The 18,797-nt window shown below is 54.1% G+C and carries 13 protein-coding genes; 10 read left to right on the top strand and 3 right to left on the bottom strand.

Going from position 1 to position 18,797, the window contains the following annotated elements; translation table 11 throughout:
• Positions 1–60: 60 nt before the first annotated feature.
• Genes cobN (PED39_00170) through PED39_00145 form a run of 6 tightly spaced genes read left to right on the top strand, consistent with a single transcriptional unit; the run spans position 61 to position 7,581 of the window.
• Complete coding sequence (cobN, locus tag PED39_00170; protein WII07647.1) at positions 61–3,792, top strand: cobaltochelatase subunit CobN; 3,732 nt, start codon at positions 61–63, stop codon at positions 3,790–3,792.
• Positions 3,782–4,672: an ABC transporter ATP-binding protein gene (locus PED39_00165; protein WII07646.1), complete on the top strand. Its 891-nt coding sequence runs from the start codon at positions 3,782–3,784 to the stop codon at positions 4,670–4,672. The genes cobN (PED39_00170) and PED39_00165 overlap by 11 nt, the downstream gene beginning before the upstream one ends.
• On the top strand, positions 4,669–5,415 hold the full coding sequence (locus PED39_00160) for an ABC transporter permease (GenBank protein WII07645.1): 747 nt from the start codon (positions 4,669–4,671) through the stop codon (positions 5,413–5,415). The genes PED39_00165 and PED39_00160 overlap by 4 nt, the downstream gene beginning before the upstream one ends.
• Positions 5,416–6,276 (top strand): ABC transporter ATP-binding protein, encoded by an 861-nt coding sequence (locus tag PED39_00155; GenBank protein ID WII07644.1) that lies wholly within the window; start codon positions 5,416–5,418, stop codon positions 6,274–6,276. It begins immediately after the preceding gene.
• Positions 6,273–7,019: an ABC transporter permease gene (locus PED39_00150; protein WII07643.1), complete on the top strand. Its 747-nt coding sequence runs from the start codon at positions 6,273–6,275 to the stop codon at positions 7,017–7,019. The genes PED39_00155 and PED39_00150 overlap by 4 nt, the downstream gene beginning before the upstream one ends.
• 10 nt (positions 7,020–7,029) lie before the next feature.
• Positions 7,030–7,581 carry a cysteine hydrolase gene (locus PED39_00145; protein WII07642.1) on the top strand — a complete coding sequence of 184 codons (552 nt, stop codon included), beginning with the start codon at positions 7,030–7,032 and terminating at the stop codon, positions 7,579–7,581.
• Here the strand turns inward: PED39_00145 and PED39_00140 are convergent, their stop codons facing one another.
• Positions 7,582–8,049 carry a hypothetical protein gene (locus PED39_00140; protein WII07641.1) on the bottom strand — a complete coding sequence of 156 codons (468 nt, stop codon included), beginning with the start codon at positions 8,047–8,049 and terminating at the stop codon, positions 7,582–7,584.
• A gap of 99 nt (positions 8,050–8,148) precedes the next feature.
• On the opposite strand from PED39_00140, the gene PED39_00135 reads away from it, so the two are divergent.
• Positions 8,149–9,900, top strand: a complete 1,752-nt coding sequence (locus PED39_00135; GenBank protein WII07640.1) for an ABC transporter ATP-binding protein — start codon at positions 8,149–8,151, stop codon at positions 9,898–9,900.
• Positions 9,897–11,708: an ABC transporter ATP-binding protein gene (locus PED39_00130; protein WII07639.1), complete on the top strand. Its 1,812-nt coding sequence runs from the start codon at positions 9,897–9,899 to the stop codon at positions 11,706–11,708. Before PED39_00135 ends, PED39_00130 begins: the two co-directional genes overlap by 4 nt.
• 1 nt (position 11,709) lies before the next feature.
• Here PED39_00130 and PED39_00125 read toward each other — a convergent pair whose 3' ends face one another.
• Positions 11,710–12,372 carry a hypothetical protein gene (locus PED39_00125; GenBank protein WII07638.1) on the bottom strand — a complete coding sequence of 221 codons (663 nt, stop codon included), beginning with the start codon at positions 12,370–12,372 and terminating at the stop codon, positions 11,710–11,712.
• Positions 12,373–12,408: 36 nt separating this feature from the next.
• Positions 12,409–16,191, bottom strand: coding sequence for a cobaltochelatase subunit CobN (gene cobN / locus PED39_00120; GenBank protein WII07637.1), 3,783 nt, complete (start codon positions 16,189–16,191; stop codon positions 12,409–12,411).
• A 271-nt stretch (positions 16,192–16,462) separates the two neighbouring features.
• Between cobN (PED39_00120) and PED39_00115 the strand changes: the two genes are divergently transcribed.
• The gene (locus PED39_00115) at positions 16,463–16,894 is read left to right on the top strand and encodes a universal stress protein (GenBank protein WII07636.1); all 432 of its coding nucleotides are present in this window, start codon (positions 16,463–16,465) and stop codon (positions 16,892–16,894) included.
• Between the two features lie 236 nt (positions 16,895–17,130).
• On the top strand, positions 17,131–18,705 hold the full coding sequence (locus PED39_00110) for a mechanosensitive ion channel family protein (protein ID WII07635.1): 1,575 nt from the start codon (positions 17,131–17,133) through the stop codon (positions 18,703–18,705).
• Positions 18,706–18,797 lie beyond the last annotated feature (92 nt).

Below are 18,797 nucleotides of genomic sequence, written 5' to 3'. Positions count from 1 at the left end.
CATCCTCTCAGACGAGATGGATGTAGAATCCAATATGACCGGGCAGGGAGGTGCGGACAGGTGCGGTATGTCAATATATCGATAGGGACCAATGACAGTTTCCTAACGAACAAGGCGGTGCAGGAGGTCTGCGCCGCGGGATACGACATCGAGTACCGCAACTACGACAGTGCGGATCTCGACGAGGACCCGCTGTGCCTGGCCGAAGCGGTTGAATTCATCTCCGGGGCCGATTTCGTCACCATCAAGGTCCACGGGGACACATCCTACTGCAAGAAGTTCGACAAGCTCCAGGGTGCCATCGAGCTCCATCATGTGTGCATGCACCTGAGCTGTACGGACGACTGTGTCACCGAGGCCTTCAGGAAGCACTTCATCGGTACCGACGATGAGTACGATCTCGTGATGAGGTATGCGGTACTGGGAGGGGACAAGAACTACGCCTCACTGATGATGTGGGCGCTCAGGAGATTCGATAATCTGGATATCGAGGTGCCAGACCCCATCCGTCCGATCACAGAGGGGATATACTACCCCGGGCTGGAGGACACGTCGTTCTCGGAGTACGTGAGGAACCTCGATCCGTCGAAGCCCAACATCGGGATATTCTTCTATCAGAAGCAGTGGATCAACTCTAACATCGACAACATCGACTGCCTGATCAGAGCGGTGGAGGAACTGGGAGGGAACCCCGTCGCCATGTTCTTCAACACCTACGACAACAAGGTGGACGGTTCCAAGGGAATCAAGAGGCTTCTGGAGGAGGAACTCACCATCGATGGGAAGCCAGTTCTAGATGCTGCGATCAACACGATGAGCTTCAGTCAGACGCTCATCGCCACCCCTGGTGTGGGAGACCAGGTCTGCGAGGACAACTTCTATCTGAGATACGGGATCCCGATCATCCAGGCCATGACCCTCACAGCCACGGAGGAGCACTGGCGCTCCCACTTGGAGGGATTGAATCCAGCGGAGGTCGCCTATGATGTCGTCCATCCGGAATTCGACGGACAGATCATCGGTGTTCCCAGCGCCAGCACAGAATCATCCTCCAAGGGAGTCTACTATTACAAGGGGATTAAGGACAGGGTCTATAGATTGGCCGACATGGCGATCATGTGGGCGAAGCTGCGCCACATCCAGAACAAGGATAGGAAGGTCGCGATCCTTCTCTATCAGTATCCGCCGAAGAACGCGGATGCCGGAGGGGCCGCAGGTCTGGATACATTCGGCAGCGTCGTGAGCATCCTAAGGAGGATGAAGGAGGATGGATACGATGTAGGGAACCACATCCCGGAGGATTCCAGAGAGTTGGTCGAGATCATGCTCAACGGTCTGACCAATGATACGGAATGGATCTCCAAGGAGGAGGTGGAGAAGCGCTCTCTGGACCTGATAACCCCGGATAAGTACGACGGATGGTACCAGGAGTTATCAGAAACGGTGCAGGAGCATATCGAGAAGGACTGGGGAAAGCCTACCGGTGAATTCTATACGGTCGGTAAAGACATCATCGTCCCCGGAACGATATTCGGGAACATCCTCGTCGGATTCCAGCCCGACAGGGGCAGGGACATACAGGCGAACTACCACGATCCCAATGTCCTGCACCCCCATCAGTATTACGCTTACTACAAATGGCTGAGGAACGACTTCGGGGCCAACGCGGTGATCCACGTGGGCACCCACGGCACCCTGGAGTGGCTTCCGGGCAAATCGGTGGCGCTCAGCGGGGACTGCTGTCCCGATTACATCCAAACCTCGCTGCCGGACATCTACCCTTATGTGATAGGCAACCCCGGAGAGGGGGTTCAGGCCAAGAGGAGGGCCGCGGCGGTCATAATCGACCACATGATCCCCACCATGACCCGTGCCGGAGGCTACGATGACATCCTCGAACTGGAAGGCATCCTCCAGAACTTCATGGCCGCAAAGACGCAGCAGCAGGACCAGAACCTGCCGTTGATAAGGTCGAAGCTCAGGGAGGTCCTGGCGAGGATGGACATGTACAACGACCTAAAGCTGGAGCATACATGCTCTGACGAGGAACTCGACGATAAGTTCGACGACCTCTACGATTACGTCGTAGACATCAAGGAGAACCTGATCAAGGATGGATTGCACATACTCGGCGACGTCTCACAGGGCAAGAGGATGGAGGAGGACGTGTACAGCCTCGTCCGTGTGGACAACGGTGAGATACCTTCGCTCAGGAAGGCGATCGCCTCAGCGAAAGGATACGATATCCTTGACATCCAGAATCACGCTTCAGAGATCGACGCGAGGACCGGTTTGATGAAGGGACAGGTGCTGGAGGATGTGGAGACCACGATGGAATCCATGATATCCGAGATGATGGAGTACGGATTCGACAAGCAGCGCTGCCTGTCCTTGGCGGATGGATACGGAAGTCCGGAGGACATGATGAAGGTCATAACATTCATCTGCGACGAGCTCCACCCCAACCTCCTGAAGATGGGCAAGGAGGTGGACAGCGTCATGGAGGCCCTCCAGGGAAGGTTCATCGAGCCCGGCCCGTCGGGATGCCCGACCAGGGGCAGGGCCCAGATCCTGCCCACGGGAAGGAACTTCTATTCGATAGATCCGGACGCGGTCCCCTGGCATTCGAGCTGGGAGATAGGGAAGAAGATGGCCGACCAGATGCTGGAGAGGTTCGTCGATGAGCACGGAAGCTATCCGAAGAACATCGGAATCGTGATGTGGGCCACGGATACCATGAAGACCGGCGGCGACGACACCGCATACGTCCTTTGGCTGATGGGGATCCGCCCCGTATGGACCGGTTACGCCGGTCGCGTGAAGGACTTGGAGGTCATCCCGGTCTCGGAGCTGGGAAGGCCGAGGATCGATGTGACCCTCAGGATAAGCGGATTGTTCAGGGACACGTTCCCCAACCTCGTGAGGATGATAGACAGGGCCGTGCGCATGGCCATGGAGCTGGACGAGACGGAGGAGGAGAACTACCTTCTCGCGAACCTCAGGAAGGACATAGTCACATCGATTGAGGAAGGCATGCCCGAAGACCAGGCCAGGGAGGATGCGATGATACGCATCTTCGGCGATGCCCCGGGCAGCTACGGTTCCGGAACCAACATACTGATCAGGACATCCGACTGGAAGGACCCTTCCGAGCTCGGAAAGATCTATCGCGACTACGGCGAGTATGCATACGGCATCGGCAGGTACGGGGAGAGGAAGTCCGATGCATTCAGGCACAGGCTCATGAGCATGGACGTCACGGTTAAGAACAGCGTCAGCAGGGAATACGACATGTTCGACAACGACGATGTCTACACAGACCTGGGAGGATTCAACGCAGCAGTGAAATCCGTCAAGGGGGAGCTTCCCATGTCGGTTATAGGCTTCTCCGCCGACACAAGCAACATTAAGACCAAGACGATCGACGAAGAAGGCCGCTATATCTTCCGCAGCAAGATCAACAACCCGAAGTGGTTCGAGGGATTGAAGCCCCATGGATTCAAGGGTGCCCAGGAGATATCCAAGATGACCGAGTACGTCTTCGGATGGGACGCCACCTCCGATATCATCGAAGGGTGGGAATACAAATCCATAGCCGACAATTTCCTGTTCAACAAGGAGAACGCCGAGTGGTTCAGGGACGCCAACCCATATGCGATGATGGAGGTCACCAGCAGGTTGCTGGAGGCCATCTACCGCAAGATGTGGGATGCGGACGACGAGACTAGGGAGAGGCTCCTGCAACTGTACGAGGACCTGGAAGGGGAGCTGGAGGAGATCAATGACAGATGATTTCATAATCAGCGGTAAGGGCATCACCAAGAAGTTCGGGGATTTCACCGCAGTGGACAACATAGACGTCAACGTGAAGAGGGGGGAGATCTTCGGTTTCCTCGGTCCCAACGGTGCCGGTAAGACCACCACCATCAGGGTCATGACCACCCTCACGCCTCCCACCTCCGGCAAGATAATCATCGAGGGCCATGAGGTCAAAGGTCTCGACGACCCGGTGAAGGAGAAGGTCGGGATCATACAGCAGCACATCGCTCTGGACAAGGATGTCTCCGTCAGGGAGAACATCGTGTACCATGCGATACTCCATCATATCCCGAAGAAGGAGGCCAAGGAGAGGATCGACAGATTGGTCGAGATAATGGGTCTGGGCCCGTACATGGACCATATGGCGATCAACCTCTCAGGAGGTTGGCAGAGGAGAGTCGCTATTGTCAGCGCTCTCATCCACAATCCGTCGATACTGGTCCTTGACGAGCCCACCGCCGGCTTGGACACGCAGTCCAGGCATATGCTGTGGGGACTCATAAGGGAGCTGAATGCCAAGGGCACGACGATCTTCATCACCACTCATTACATGGACGAGGCCGAGGAACTGTGCGACAGGATCGCAATCCTCGATCACGGAAGGATCATAGCCGAGGGCTCCTCAGAGAAACTCTGCAATGACCTGGGCAGATGGACGGTCGAGTACAAGGCCGAAGGCGGCCAGAAAGAATATCGCTATTTCCACGACCGTGAAGAGGCGAATGCGTTTAGGGATTCTCTCGATGAGAGCTGTACGGTTACATCAAGGATGACCGGCTTGGAGGACGTCTTCCTGGAGCTTACTGGAAGGGACAACACCAAAGCGACGCAGGAGGTGGAGTTCAGGGTATGACTGTCATAGGAGACTCATTTCGTGTGGCCTGGATAGACCTGGTCTTCATCAAGAGGAACATAGCGGTTGTGCTGATCACATGCCTGGTGACTCCGCTGCTGTACATTGTCGCGTTCGGATACGGATTCGGAGCGGGAGCAGAGGTCGAGGGATTCGACTACATCGCTTTCATGATCCCGGGGGTCATCTCTATGTCCACCATGACGTCGTGCTTCAACAACGTCGCCGTGAAAGTCATGATACAACGTACGTATTTCAGGAGCTTCGATGAGCTGTTCCTGTGTTCCATGAAACCTACGTCCATAATACTGGGAAAGGCATGGGCGGGAATGGTCCGCAGTCTGATCAGCTGCGCGGTCCTGTACTCTATCGGCATGGCTCTCACCCCGGACATGCATCTGACGATTCAAGGTGTCCTGATGATCCCGATATGCTGTCTCACCTATGCGCTGCTCGGAGTAGTGGCGGGAATGCTGGCGAATTCCCATCTCACGATGAATCTGTTCACGACTTTGGTAATCACACCGATGTCGTTCCTTTCGGGGACCATCTTCTCGCTCGATGCATTGCCAGATTTCGCGCAGTGGATATTGTACGCATTACCGCTCACACACTCGACCGCATGCATAAGGGCATCCATACTGGACACTGAGTTCCCCTGGATATCTTTATGCATCATCATACTGTACGCTGTAGCGTTCGTGCTCATCAGCAGATATGTCGTGACGAAGGGGCGTAACTGAATGGATAATATCATCGAAGTGAGGGACCTAGTGGTGAAGTTCGGAGACTTCGCCGCCGTAGACGGAATCAGCTTCGATGTCAAGGAGGGGGAGATCTTCGGTTTCCTCGGTCCCAACGGTGCGGGTAAGACCACATCCATTCGCACGATAACGACCATCCAGAAATACGTCACAGGATCCATCACCATCAGCGGACACGACATCAAGACGGATTATCTCGAGGCCAGGAAGCTCATAGGCATGTCGCAGCAGAACATCTCGCTGGACAAAGACCTAACAGTGAGGCAGAACCTGAAGCACCATGCGATTATGCACAAGATCCCCCGTAAGGATATCGACCGCATTGTGGAGGAGACGGCGGCCATACTGGAGCTGCAGGACCATATGGATAAGAAGGTCAGCGAACTATCCGGAGGGTGGAAGAGGAAGGCATCAATCATATGCGCCATCATCCATGAGCCCAAGATCCTTCTGCTGGACGAGCCCACCGCCGGTCTGGACACCCGTTCCCGTCACATGCTGTGGGATCTGGTCAGCATGTTGAATTCCAGAGGGACCACCATATTCCTCACCACGCATTACATTGAAGAGGCGGAGTCCCTCTGCGACAGGGTGGCCATCATCGACAAGGGGAAGCTCATCGCCATAGGCACAGTGGATGAATTGAGAGACAGGATCGGGAGGATTACGGTCGATACCACCAACGATGACGGAAAGCGCCGTGTCGAGTACTTCGGCACAATCCCTGAGGCCAAGGAGTTCTCACAGACTCTTGGAGACAGGATGTACAACATCAGGAGGACGACCCTGGAGGACGTATTCCTGGAGCTCACCGGTGACAGAGGAGGCAGCATGCAATGAGTGTGATCGACGAGACCTACCGTGTTGCCTGGGGTGACCTGGTGTACATGAAGGGCAATCTCATCGAGGTTCTGCTCTCATCGCTCGTAGGGCCGCTGTTGTATCTGCTCGCATTCGGTTTCGGAGTGGGAGGGAGCATGGAGGATCCGGCAGGGTATGTCAAGTACATCATACCCGGAATCATCGCCATGACGACTCTGTCCGCAACGTTCAGCACCGTGTCCATGAAAATTCTCGTCCAGAGGCTGTTCTACATGAGCTTCGACGAGCTCCTGCTATGCCCGCTGCATATATCTGCCATAATCCTGGGGAAGACCATACAGGGAGTGGCGAGGGCGCTCATAAGCTGCACCATCCTTCTGGTGGTCAGTCGGCTCCTGTCGCCGGAGGTGGTGATCAGTCCGTGGATATTCGTACTGATCATCGTGGGAAGTCTCATGTTCTCGCTCCTCGGATTGCTGGCGGGAATGCTGACAAACAAGACGCAGAATCTCTCTCTTTTTACCAGCATCGTGATCATACCGATGACTTTCCTGTGCGGCACGCTGTTCGATGCCAGTGCGCTGCCAGATTTCGCTGCCGCGGTGATCTACGCTCTGCCTCTTACGCATGTGAGCATGGTGATGAGAGGCATAATGCTCCCCGACTACACGGTCGGCATGGACTCGATATTCATCATCGCGGTCTATACGGTGGCGCTGTTCGCAATATGCTATTATTTGATAAAGAGTAACAAATGCTGAGGTGAATGACATGTCGGAATCGATGAAGCCTGTAGATAAGAAGGACAGGAAATTGGCACTGGTCATCGTTGATGTCCAGAAGAAGTTCATCATCGGGGCGGACGATTCCACTCTGGAATCAGCCAAACTCCATACCGAGACCATGAAGAAAGTCATCGATATGTTCAGGGAGGCCGGCAGGCCTGTGATCTGGATCCTATACGAGGGTCCTACCTGTATGGAAGGTATCACCGATGATGCCATGCAGCTCCTGGACGGTTTCGAGATCAAGGATTCGGATTTTGTCGTGAGGAAGTATCACATGAACTCATTCAATAACACCAACCTCTCCGACGTCATTCTGAAGAACGATTGTGATGCGGCTCTTATCATGGGGATGTTTGCCCAGCACTGTGTCGTGGCCACATATTGGGGAGCCTTCGATAAGGAAGTCTCGCCTTACATGATGAGGGACGGCCTGATAAGCAACAAAGAAGACATGATAGAGCTGGTCTACGGACTGTGTAAGACGTACGACCTCCAGGAACTCGAAGAGAACCTGGAGATCCACAAGAAGAAGTGATTATGCCTTCTTCTTGACGTCGTTTATCTTGATGCTCTCAGCCTTGGGCTTCGCCTTCTTGGCGGGGGCCTTCCTGGGCTTGACTTCCTTGACGGGGATGTTCTGAACGAGGTCGTCCGCACCGGTTTTGACCACGTTGCGCACGGTCTTGTCGCGGGTCTCCTCCACTTTATCTACGAATTCCCTCGCCTCGGGCGATAGCGGTGCCGCGTTGATTACTGCTTCGAAGAAATGAAGGAATTCCAGACATCCGGTGATGAAATGCTTTTGGACATCGTCGTCCCCGACGATCTTGAAGATGCCGTCGCTGATGTCCATGGCTTTTGCCTTAGCGCGGTCGAGGTTCTCATCGACGAACTCCTCGGTCTTCTGCTTGGACTCCTTCAGATCATCCTTCAGAATCCTCTCTATTATCTCCCTGTTCTCCAGGATGAACCTCCTGAACTCCTCGGACTTGACATCTGTCATAAGGTTCGGATGGGTTTATCCGTATTTACCGATAAGGGTCTCTTTTGTCGAACGGAGGAGGATTTAACATCATGGAGGTCTTAGGTTGTTGACGGTAGTTTGAGCGGTATATTCTCCTTCGTCAGATTCTTCCGCAGGACGGAATGGGCCCTTTCTGTTCTAGTGGTCCTGATGATAGTCCTGCAGGTATGGTTCGAATTGGAGATACCAAACTACATGGCGGCCATCACGGATGTCATCACATCTCACGGGACGTCGGAGGAGGTCCTTGAGAAGTCGTTCGCCATGGTAGGTTGTGCCGTTGCCACGTTGATCATCGGGTTGCTTGTCAGCAGTACCGTGGGATGGATATCATCATCGACCGCTAAGACCATCCGTCAGGCCGAGTTCGATCACGTCCAGAAGTTCTCCCTGTCGGAGATCGACAGGATCTCCACTTACAGTCTGATCACACGTTCCACCAATGATGTCAAGCAGGTACAGGATTTCATCGGAGTCGCATTGGAATCGCTCATCAGGGCGCCGATCATCTCCATATGGGCGATCCTCAGGATAAGTCAGAGCGATATGACCTGGACCGTGGCCACGGTGATATCCATATTCGCGATGATCCTGCTGGTCATCACCATACTCCGCCTCACAGCACCTCTGTACAGGAAGGTGCAGAAACTGAACGACGGGATCAATGCCGTGACCATGGAGATGCTGACCGGACAGAGGGTCATCAGGGCGTACAATGCGGACGATCTCGAGAGGGACAAGTTCGAAGCTGCCAACGATGCTCTGACACAGAACCACATCCGTGCAGCTAGGATCATGGGTTTCAACGTGCCCATGAACGGTTTCATAAGGAACGGCCTGGCCATGACCATCTACTGGTTGGGAGCATTCATAATAGCCGGGACATCCTCGGAGCCCCTCCGCCTTGAGCTGTTCTCGGAGATGATCGTGTTCTCGACATATGCCATACTGGCCCTGAACGGGTTCCGTACAATGGTGCAGATATTCAATGTGTTCCCGAGGGCCCAGGCATCCCTCGACCGTATCTTCGAGGTCTTGGATACCGATCTGACGATCGTCGGAGGTACGGTGACCGATGGCGATAGGAAAGGATCCATTTCCTTCAGGGATGTGAGCTTCCGTTACATGGGGTCATCAGCGGATGTCCTCAGCGGAATCAGTTTCGATGTGAATCCCGGTGAGACGGTGGCGGTGATCGGTGCAACGGGATGCGGCAAGACATCGCTTATGAACCTCATACCGAGATTCTACGATTGCAATGAAGGAAAGGTCCTAGTCGACGGAATCGATGTGAAGGAGTACGATCTGGATTCACTGCGTTCCAAGATAGGGTACGTCTCTCAGAGGCCCACCATCCTGTCCGGATCCGTAAGGGACAATGTCAATTATGGCAAGGGATCCGAGAACCGCACGGATGATGACATATGGTCAGCTCTGGAAACCGCCTGTATTAAGGATTTCATCGAGGACTCGGGAGGATTGGGCATTAACCTGTCCGAGGAGGGAAGGAACATCTCAGGAGGACAGAAGCAGAGGGTCGCTATCGCGAGGGCCATTTGCAAAGGTCCGGAGATCTACGTCTTCGACGACTGTTTCTCAGCCATAGATTTCCGTACCGATCTGGAGGTGAGGCGCAGGCTCAAGAGACGTACCGAAGGTTCCACGGTGGTCCTTGTTACACAGAGGATCGGCACTGCCCGTGGTGCGGATAGGATCATCGTCCTGGATAAGGGACGGATCGTAGGTCAGGGTACCCACGAGGAGCTGCTTGACGGCTGCGCCCTCTACAGGGAGATCGCTGAATCCCAGAGAACAGGTGATGAGTTATGAGCGGACGCGTCCCGTTGCTCACAGGAGGGTACTCGGAGAAGGGGGGCGTCCGTAAGGATACGCCCAAATCGATGAGGAATGCCTGGAGGATGATCCTCGGGTACGTCTACGAGGCCAGAGGGCTGTTCTTCCTGGCCATGTTCATGGTGTTCCTGGAGTCGGCCCTCACCGCCATAGCTCCTGAATTCGTCGGGAACATAACCGACCTGATATCAGACGGCCTGTACACCGGTTCGATAGATCTGGACAGCGTTTCCGTCAATGGTCTTATCGCGTTGCTCCTTTACCTCTCCGGCTCTCTGGCCATGTATGCCCGCCAGTATTGGATGGCCGGTATAGCGCAGACCGTGGCAAAGAACATGAGGTCGGATCTGGAGAGAAAGATGGAACGCCTTCCGCTGCGCTTCTATGATAACTGCAGGAAGGGCGATGTGATGAGCAGATTCACCAACGATGCCGACACCGTCGGTTCCGCATTGGCCAGGAGTCTCCCCATCTTCGCACACGGGATAATCCTGTTCTTCGTGTGTCTGTTCATGATGCTGGTCACCGACCTGAAGCTCGCTTTCGTCTCCATCATCGCAGCCTCCGGGGGCATGATCGTCAGCGCCCTCATAGTCAAGTACACTCAGAAGTACTACCGCAACCAGCAGAAGAACATCGGCAAGATGTACGGATTGATCTCCGAGCTGTACAGCACCCACGATATGGTGCTGGCTTATTCGGCTTCGGAGAAGAACAAGGAAACCTTCGATGGCATTAACGAATCTCTGAGGGCCAGCGGTTTCCGTTCCGAGGTCACCATGGGTCTGCTTCCCGCCATAATGCAGTTCTTCGGTAATCTGGGCTATGTGGCCGTGTGCATAGTCGGTTCGGTCATGGTCATCGAGGGGGAGATCACCATAGGCGTGGTCGTCGCATTCATACTGTACGTCAAGATGTTCATGGGTCCCCTGGACATGATAGCTCATTCCCTAGGCAACATGCAGGCCGCCGGAGCAGGTGCGGAGAGGATAGAGGAGTTCCTGAACTCGGAAGAGATGGCTGCCGACACGGCGGGAACAGTGCCCAAGGAGATCAGGGGCAAAGTGGAGTTCAGGGATGTTCATTTCGGTTACTTCGACGGCGTGGATACGATCAAGGGGTTCTCTGCTGTCATAGAGCCTGGCCAGAAGGTAGCCATAGTCGGTGCCACCGGCGCGGGGAAGACCACGACCGTCAACCTCCTGATGAGGTTCTACGAGCCCAGCAGCGGGGACATCCTGGTTGACGGTGTGTCCGTTAAGGATATGACACGCAGTGATGTGCACGATCTGTTCTGCATGGTCCTTCAGGACACTTGGCTGTTCGAGGGCACGATAAGGGAAAACATTGCCTACTGCTCGGAAGCGACCGAGGACGATGTCATGGAGGCGTGTAGGAAGGTTGGTTTGGATCAGTTCATCTGTACCCTTCCCGACGGATTGGAGACCAGGATAGGTTCTAAGAGCTCGCTGTCGGAAGGTCAGAGACAGCAGATATGCATCGCCCGCGCCCTTGTGGACCGTTCCCCGATGCTGATACTCGACGAGGCGACCAGTTCGGTCGACACCCGTACCGAGGTCGTCATCCAGAATGCCATCGATTCGATGATGCACGGGAGGACATGCTTCGTCATAGCCCACAGGCTGTCCACCGTACGCAACGCGGACATCATCCTGGTCATGAAGGACGGAAACATCGCCGAGAAGGGAACGCACTATGAGCTGCTGAGCAGGGGCGGGGTGTACGCAGACCTGTATCACTCCCAGTTCGAGAACGATGATTGAATCATCCGCCAGTGAATGTGGAGATTATGGCGATTATGAGGGACATGCCCATCAGGAACACGCCGGTCACGTACCTGTTGACACCGATGCGAGGGCCAAGCTCATAACCGACGAAGAACAGGATCGCCGATGCGAGTATCTTGGATGCCAGAAGAGCCTGTTGGAAATCCTCTATCAGGAGTATCGTCACGGCGAAGGGGATGACCGTCAACAAACTGAATATGACGCATCCGATGGAGCTCATCAGGTACTCCTTCTTGCTCTCGCGGAACTCCTCATCGGATTCCAGCTTCCTGTCGAGCAGTCCTTCGCAAATTCTTTCCTTCTCATCGTCGGGAAGGACATCCAGGGGTGTACCGCTGAACTCGCTCACAAGCATCTCCCGTCTCTGATCCCTGCTGAGTTCGGTATCGCCCGATATTATCTTCTTGTAACCGCGTTGGTCGAACTCCGCCATGTAATAGAAGATGATTGCATCGATGATTCCCCAGGTGGCATTCATGCCCAAGATCACCAGCACGAACTCGACCGGACCCGAGAATGTAAGGAAACCGAAGCTGGCGGCATTCACGAATATCAGCGCCATGATGAATCCGTACAGTATCTCTTGGATAGCCGTCGACGGACCTGTCATGGAGACGAGGTTGTGAATGTGACCTGCCATGCCTGGTAATTCAATTAGGGGTATATGTGACCGACGTCATTTGTCGGTGAGTTCCTCGATCCTCTCCTCGGCATCGATGTACATCTCCTCGAGGAGATCCCGGTATTCCTGAGTGGCATCCCAAAGACCTCTGTTGATGGCTTCCATAAGGGTGTTCAGGATGTTCATCACCGCATACGGATTCACATCGTCCATCCAGTCGTGGACGTTCCTGTCCCTCAGGTAAGTGTCCACAAGGGATTCGTACATCCAGTCCTCGGTAATGCCCGAGGTCGCCCCCCAGGCCATGGTATACTCGGTGATCTTGGCCATCTCGGATGCACCGCGGTATCCGTGTTCCATCAGGCCATTGTTGAACTTGGGATTGGTGACCTTTGATCTAAAGAGGAAACGCAGCTCCTCCTGGGTGCTGCGGATCCTGGTCTTCTTCGGGTCGGAATTGTCTCCCATATATGTCAGGGCATCCTGTCTTCCGTAGGTCCTTACGAAGGAGTTCATCCCTCCGAGGTACTGGTAGACGTCGTCGATGTCCAGGATGTCGATCTCCCTGGTCGGAGCGTTCTTGATCGTAGCCTCGACCTTTCCGAAACGTCTCATGAACTCGTTCTTCATGGGTTTGCCGTATTCGCCTTTGGAGTAGCCGTAGCTGCACAGTGCGGCATACATGTCGGCTAGGTCCTTCGTCTCATCCCATTTGCCGGTCTCGATCAGTCTGCCTACACCGGTCCCGTAGGTCCCCAGTGCTTCTCCGAATATCCTCACGGAGTTCCTGGCGCGAGCCTCATCGGGGGACATGCCGTTCAGGACATCCTCCACGATATCCTTCCTCAGGTTGGCCGCAAGGGCGTTCTCCTCATCGGATTCGTCCAGTGCCGCCACCATCTTCACCGCATCGTCTAGAAGATCTATCGTCGCCGGGAACGTGTCCCTGAACAGTCCAGTTATGTTCAGGGTTACATCGACACGGGGCCTGCCGAGTTCCTTGACCGGTATGACCTCCAGGTCCACGACCTGCCCGCCCATTTTCGACCATACGGGTTTCACTCCCAGGAGCCAGAGGATGTATGCGGCATCGTCTCCGCCGGTCTTCATCATGTCCGTCGCCCAGATGACTATCCCGACCTCCCTCGGATAGGTCCCCTTGTCGGAAACGAAGCGCTCGATCATCTGGTCGGCCATTCTCTTCCCGATCTCCCATGAGGTCTTGGTGGGGACCTTCTCCGGATCAAGGCTGTAGAAGTTCCTTCCCATGGGGAGGATGTCAGCGCTTCCGCGCGTCGGTGCTCCCGACGGTCCGGGGATGACGAACCTGCCGTCCACCGCATCCATCATGTGGTCGAGCTCGTAGCTCATCCTGCGGATGTTGGGCACGATCCTCTCGCAGACATACCTTACGGATTCGGAGAGGTCTTCGGAGACCTTCCCGTATCTGTCCAGAAGGTATGATTTGGCCTTCTCCGTATCATAATTGAATTCAGTCCTGAGCTTCTGGATGAATTCCCTTTCCTCTCCGTCGATCCTGCTCACCGTGACTGCATTCAGCTCGCCGTCAGTCTGTTCTCCGGACGGATCGTCTATGGCCGCCTGGAGGTCCACGCCCTGATTCTCCGAGAATGCATCCCTCAGGGATCTGATATCGCCGTTGTCCAATCTTGAAAGCGAATAGACCATCTCGTCGAAGTGGTCCCCTTTGGGTTCTCTGCCAATGATGTGCAGGTCGGCCCTGACCAGCGTCTCCTGGACATCCTCCAGGTACTGATGTAGATCGATGATGTGGTCGGCGAATCCTTCCGGTCCCGGATCGTCATCCCCATCCAGACCGAGGTCTTTCAGCAGATTGTTGGTTTTCACCGCTTCGTAGATCTGCCTCACCAGCTCTGTCTTCATCACATCGGATGCGCTGCCACGGTACTTGAAGTAATCCTGGAGCTGGACCTCTATCTCCATCAGCTCCCCATGTGAATCGGCACGGGCCATGGTTGGGGGCATATGCCCGATCAGCACCGATTCCGCCCTCCTCTTGGCCTGCACACCCTCTCCCGGGTCGTTTACGATGTACGGATAGACGTTGGGGACCGCATCGAGCACATAATCCGGATTGCATTTCTCGGAAAGGCCCACGTTCAGTCCGGGGAGCCATTCCAGGGTCCCGTGGGTGCCCATGTGGAATATCATGTCCGCCTTGAACACGTTCTTGATCCACCAGTAGTAGGCATTGTACTGGTGCTGGGTGAACAGCATGGGGTCGTGGATGTTCTGCTCCATGTTCTCAGCCCAGCCCCTCATCGGCTGGTAGCAGACGAAAACGTTGCCCTTCATCAGGCCTGGGATGATTATCTTCCCTCTGTCGGTCATGAGCTCTCCGACGGGTTCCCCCCAGGACCTCTCGGTCATCATCCTGTCCCATTTTGGAATCTGGTCGTAATCCCTGATATAGTCTTCCCTTGACACAAGGTCGACGGCCTTCTTCCTCACAGTTTCCAAAGATTGGTTGTCGAGATCGTTGGTGATGTTGTCCAGGATCTCGTCGATTAACTCCCTCCCCTGGGACGGACAGCTATCTACCCTGTATCCGAGGTCCCTCATCCTCTTCAGTATGTCAGAGACGCTCTCCACGGTGTCCAGGCTGGCGGCAGAGCCGATCATGCCCGAATTGGGGCGGGACTGCCACATCATAATTGCGACCTTCCTCTCGGTTACCGGTTTCCTCCTCAGTTTCCCCCAAGCCTCGGTGAGACGGCAGAGATGATCCATCCTCTCGGGGATGGGCTGGTTGATCTTCGGCTTCTCCTTAGATGTGAAAGATACGGGCGGTCCGAGAATATTACCGTCCAGTTCCGGATATATCACGTTGGCTCCGAAATCTGATTTCCTCATGCCGGTCTTCTCCATCTCGAAGTCCAGGAAGGAGTTGTGGTAGGCCATGCCGAATATGACGGGCACGTCCAACAGCCTGCGCAGGCAGCTCTCCTCGTCTATGTTGGGGATGACCCCGTCGGCCCTGTTGATATTGGAGTATGCGGTCAGCGAGATTATGACGTCCACAATCGGGCCGTTCTCATCCATGAAGTATGTGCGAAAGATGCTCTCCGTACCGCCGGGTCTCCTTGTGCATGCGAAAGAGCTCGATACGGGGATTGTCTGCATCCCGCGTTCCTCCAGCATGTCGGTCAGCATATCGATGTACTTGGTGTTGTCATAGACCTTCTGACTGTCGGCGAACACCATCCCGACGGTGATCTTGGATCTGTCCAGCTCGGACAGGTATTCCATGGTGTCAATCTTCCCGGGATATCTGTGGTGGTATATCTCGTGGTCGGGATGGGGTTCAGGTCCCGGGGGTTCCCTGTCGGTAAAGCCAAGGTGTCTTGCCGCCCACCAAAGGAAGCGGAAGTCGTTCTCTGGACACTTGTATACGATGTATGTCTCCAGGTCCTTGAGCTCCTCCATGGTGCCTGTGTAAAGGTCCTCTGTGAGCATATCCACTTCGATGTTCCCGGTGACCGGCGCTATGAACGCTTTGGATTTTCTGAGTACTTCGGAGTAGCGGTCGAATCTGCTGAATTTCCACGGATCCCCCATGCAGCGTATGTGCACCAAGTCGCAGTGCAAGGTATTCCTGCAGAGGTCCTCGTAGATCAGGGGGTCGTCCTCACAATCCTCTTTCGTATAACCTTTGAAGGAGACCTCTATCCCGAGTTCCTTCTTCAGTTTCAGACAGGATTCTTCCAGCATCTTCGGTGCCGTGGAATGGATCGAAAGATAGGCGATCCTGAATGTTTTGGACTTGTAAGAATCGACAGGTTCGTCCGAGGGCATCGGGTGGTAATATCATCCAACAGGGGATAAAAAGATTGTTCGACTGATTTTCCAGTAGTAGATGACAAAATGTCTGATTTCACCAGAGCGGTCGAACATCCTGTTGTTAGCTGGTAGTAATTAAAGAATTCGTTTTTCACCCTATTTGGTAAGAAAGATTTACCAAAATAATCCAACTAAATTGTGTTCAGGATAATCGTAGATAAAGTTTAGGTTCTTCTATGATGCTCTTTTAAATACTTACAAACCGAGTTTGAATCTGGTGATCCAGGTGTACAAGAATATCTTGCTGGCAGTAGATGGAAGTGAGAACAACAGCATCGCGGTAAAGGACGCAGTATGCATAGCGAAGTCCATGGGAGCCAAGCTCACAGCCATCCATGTAATGGCAGGAGCGGATCTCAAGACCAATGCGTTCGGAGGAGACGTCTCCGCATCGGAGAGGGCGGACATAGCCCAGAAATCGGCGAACGAGGCATTCAAAGAGGTCAAATACCTGAGTGAGAAGGCAGGAGTTGAAGTCAAGATGATTACGGTCGGTGGCACCCCCGCGAACGAGATTGTGAAGATCTCCGATCAGTATGACCTCATCGTCTGCGGTTCTCTGGGAGCTACCGGACTTTCGAAGGTGTTCATGGGAAGCGTGTCCGAGGCACTTGTGAGGCATTCCAAGTGTGCTGTCCTTGTATCGAGGAGACCCTGAAACAATTCAATCATCCAAGGGAGGGAGGATCGGAGGTAACCAGCCAGTCTTGCCAGGGCGGTTCACCCCACCTCCCCTTCTCAAAAAACATTGAGAATTATCGGCCCACAGTGACCCGGTCATCTTACGGACGAATGGCCACGGATTCCACGTATTTCGAAAATAGTTTGCAGCTGGACATTTCTGAGGAGGAGGTGCTCCCTTATGTTTTTCTATACTCCCGACTATTCACCCACATGAGACAAAGGATGGCCGCCCTGACATTCGCTCTGATCGTGGCCGCAAGCTGTTTCGCACCGTTTCTCGTGAGTGAGGATTCGGATGCCATCTCAACGGAGGACTACACGATCTCCGTTCCTTTCCATCAGGTCACGAATCTCATACCCAGGATAGTGGGAAACGGGGAGTCCACTACCTACTCTGTCTACATAACAAACAATTCAGAACATGTCCTCGATGTTGCTTTCTCAGGTGAGAGCAACGTCACCTATCTGACTTGGGATCCTTTGGAACCCATAACCCTGATGCCCGCCGGCGATCCGAAGAACGGTGATTTCGTCAAGGTCACGGTTACGATACACGTCGACGAAGTGATCCCTTCGTTGAAGGGAGGAATGTTCTTCCTCACCGTCAGCATCGCGGATGTGGAGGATTCTACGTTCACGATCTCGCCGGTCACATTCGCGATAGACGTCAATTCCAAATTGGACACTTCGGGAAGTTACAACAAGTTCTTCGGTGTGATACCCAACACCCTCCAGGATCCTTTCAGCACCCCTGTCATACCGTTCCTTGTATCCATTCTTACTGTATTCCTGCTTGGATTGTTCATAGGCAGGATACTGATTCCGTTATTCGCCAGGTATATCGATGAGGACAAGAAGAGATACAGCGGAGTCCTCTCATTGGCAGCCCCGATAATCGCGGTCTTGCTGTATCTGGGGAACGCACTCGAGATCGTCAGCACGGATCTGAACCTCATAGTGGACCTGGAGAAGATAGCCACAGCGGTTTTCATCATGCTGTTGGCCATGGTCGGATGGAAGATCTACGTCCTCATAGTGAAGACGTCGCTGACCAGACTAGGCAAGGTCCAGGACTCTCCACTCGACTTGTCTTTCCTTCCGATATTTACGATGCTGGGCAAGATGGTTCTGTGGGTCGGGTCGATCAGTGCCATACTGCATGTGTTCGGATTCGACCTCACCGCCATACTGATGAGCGCCGGAATAATCACTCTGGGGATTACATTGGGTGCCCAGAACGTCCTCTCGCAGCTGTTTAACGGTATCTCCCTTCTGCTCACCAGGCCTTTCAGGGAGGGCGATTATCTGATGATTAACAACGAGACCTACAAGGTTGTGCGCATCAGGCTCATGAACACCGAGTTAACCAACACGTACAACGACCGCATAATATCGTTCCCCAACAACGTCCTTGCCTCCCAGACCATCGTCAATATGAGCAAGAACGACAGGACGTTCACGATGAAGATCCTATTCCAGATCCCTTACGGGGACGATATGGACCAGGTCGAGAAGGTCGTAATCGATATGGCGAACAAGAGCAAATATCTCGTCCACGATGGGAAATATGGCAAGCCGGAGGTAAAGCTCATGGAGTTCAAGAACACCGGATTGGAGATGAGCCTGGAAGCCACTGTCGTGGATTTCTCCTATGCGGACAACATCCTCTCGGATATGAAGAAGGAGCTCTACATCGCTCTGGCCGAAGCCGGTATCCAGATGCCCTACGAAAAGCTGAGGGTTGGCAGGCTGGATGAGGATGGCTCCTCTCCCCGCGACGGATGAGGGTACCGTCGGAGAACAGTCGTAATTGGACTAATCCGGTCCGGGAAAGTGGCAATCCGTGCGGTCGCACTCAAAAACACATCTGGAAGAAG

It is taken from the genome of Methanomassiliicoccales archaeon LGM-RCC1, assembly GCA_030168575.1.
In the GTDB taxonomy this organism is placed as follows: Archaea; Thermoplasmatota; Thermoplasmata; order Methanomassiliicoccales; family Methanomethylophilaceae; genus Methanoprimaticola.
Note: the sequence above shows the minus strand (reverse complement) of the source record. Positions and strands in the feature narration are given on the sequence as shown.

Bases quoted from the DNA above. Each gene is read 5' to 3' on its own strand.
- PED39_00165 (WII07646.1), top strand. From the start codon at position 3,782: ATGACAGATGATTTCATAATCAGCGGTAAGGGCATCACCAAGAAGTTC.
- PED39_00160 (WII07645.1), top strand. From the start codon at position 4,669: ATGACTGTCATAGGAGACTCATTTCGTGTGGCCTGGATAGACCTGGTC.
- PED39_00155 (WII07644.1), top strand. From the start codon at position 5,416: ATGGATAATATCATCGAAGTGAGGGACCTAGTGGTGAAGTTCGGAGAC.
- PED39_00150 (WII07643.1), top strand. From the start codon at position 6,273: ATGAGTGTGATCGACGAGACCTACCGTGTTGCCTGGGGTGACCTGGTG.
- PED39_00145 (WII07642.1), top strand. From the start codon at position 7,030: ATGTCGGAATCGATGAAGCCTGTAGATAAGAAGGACAGGAAATTGGCA.
- PED39_00140 (WII07641.1), bottom strand. From the start codon at position 8,049: ATGACAGATGTCAAGTCCGAGGAGTTCAGGAGGTTCATCCTGGAGAAC.
- PED39_00130 (WII07639.1), top strand. From the start codon at position 9,897: ATGAGCGGACGCGTCCCGTTGCTCACAGGAGGGTACTCGGAGAAGGGG.
- PED39_00125 (WII07638.1), bottom strand. From the start codon at position 12,372: ATGGCAGGTCACATTCACAACCTCGTCTCCATGACAGGTCCGTCGACG.
- cobN (WII07637.1), bottom strand. From the start codon at position 16,191: ATGCCCTCGGACGAACCTGTCGATTCTTACAAGTCCAAAACATTCAGG.
- PED39_00110 (WII07635.1), top strand. From the start codon at position 17,131: ATGAGACAAAGGATGGCCGCCCTGACATTCGCTCTGATCGTGGCCGCA.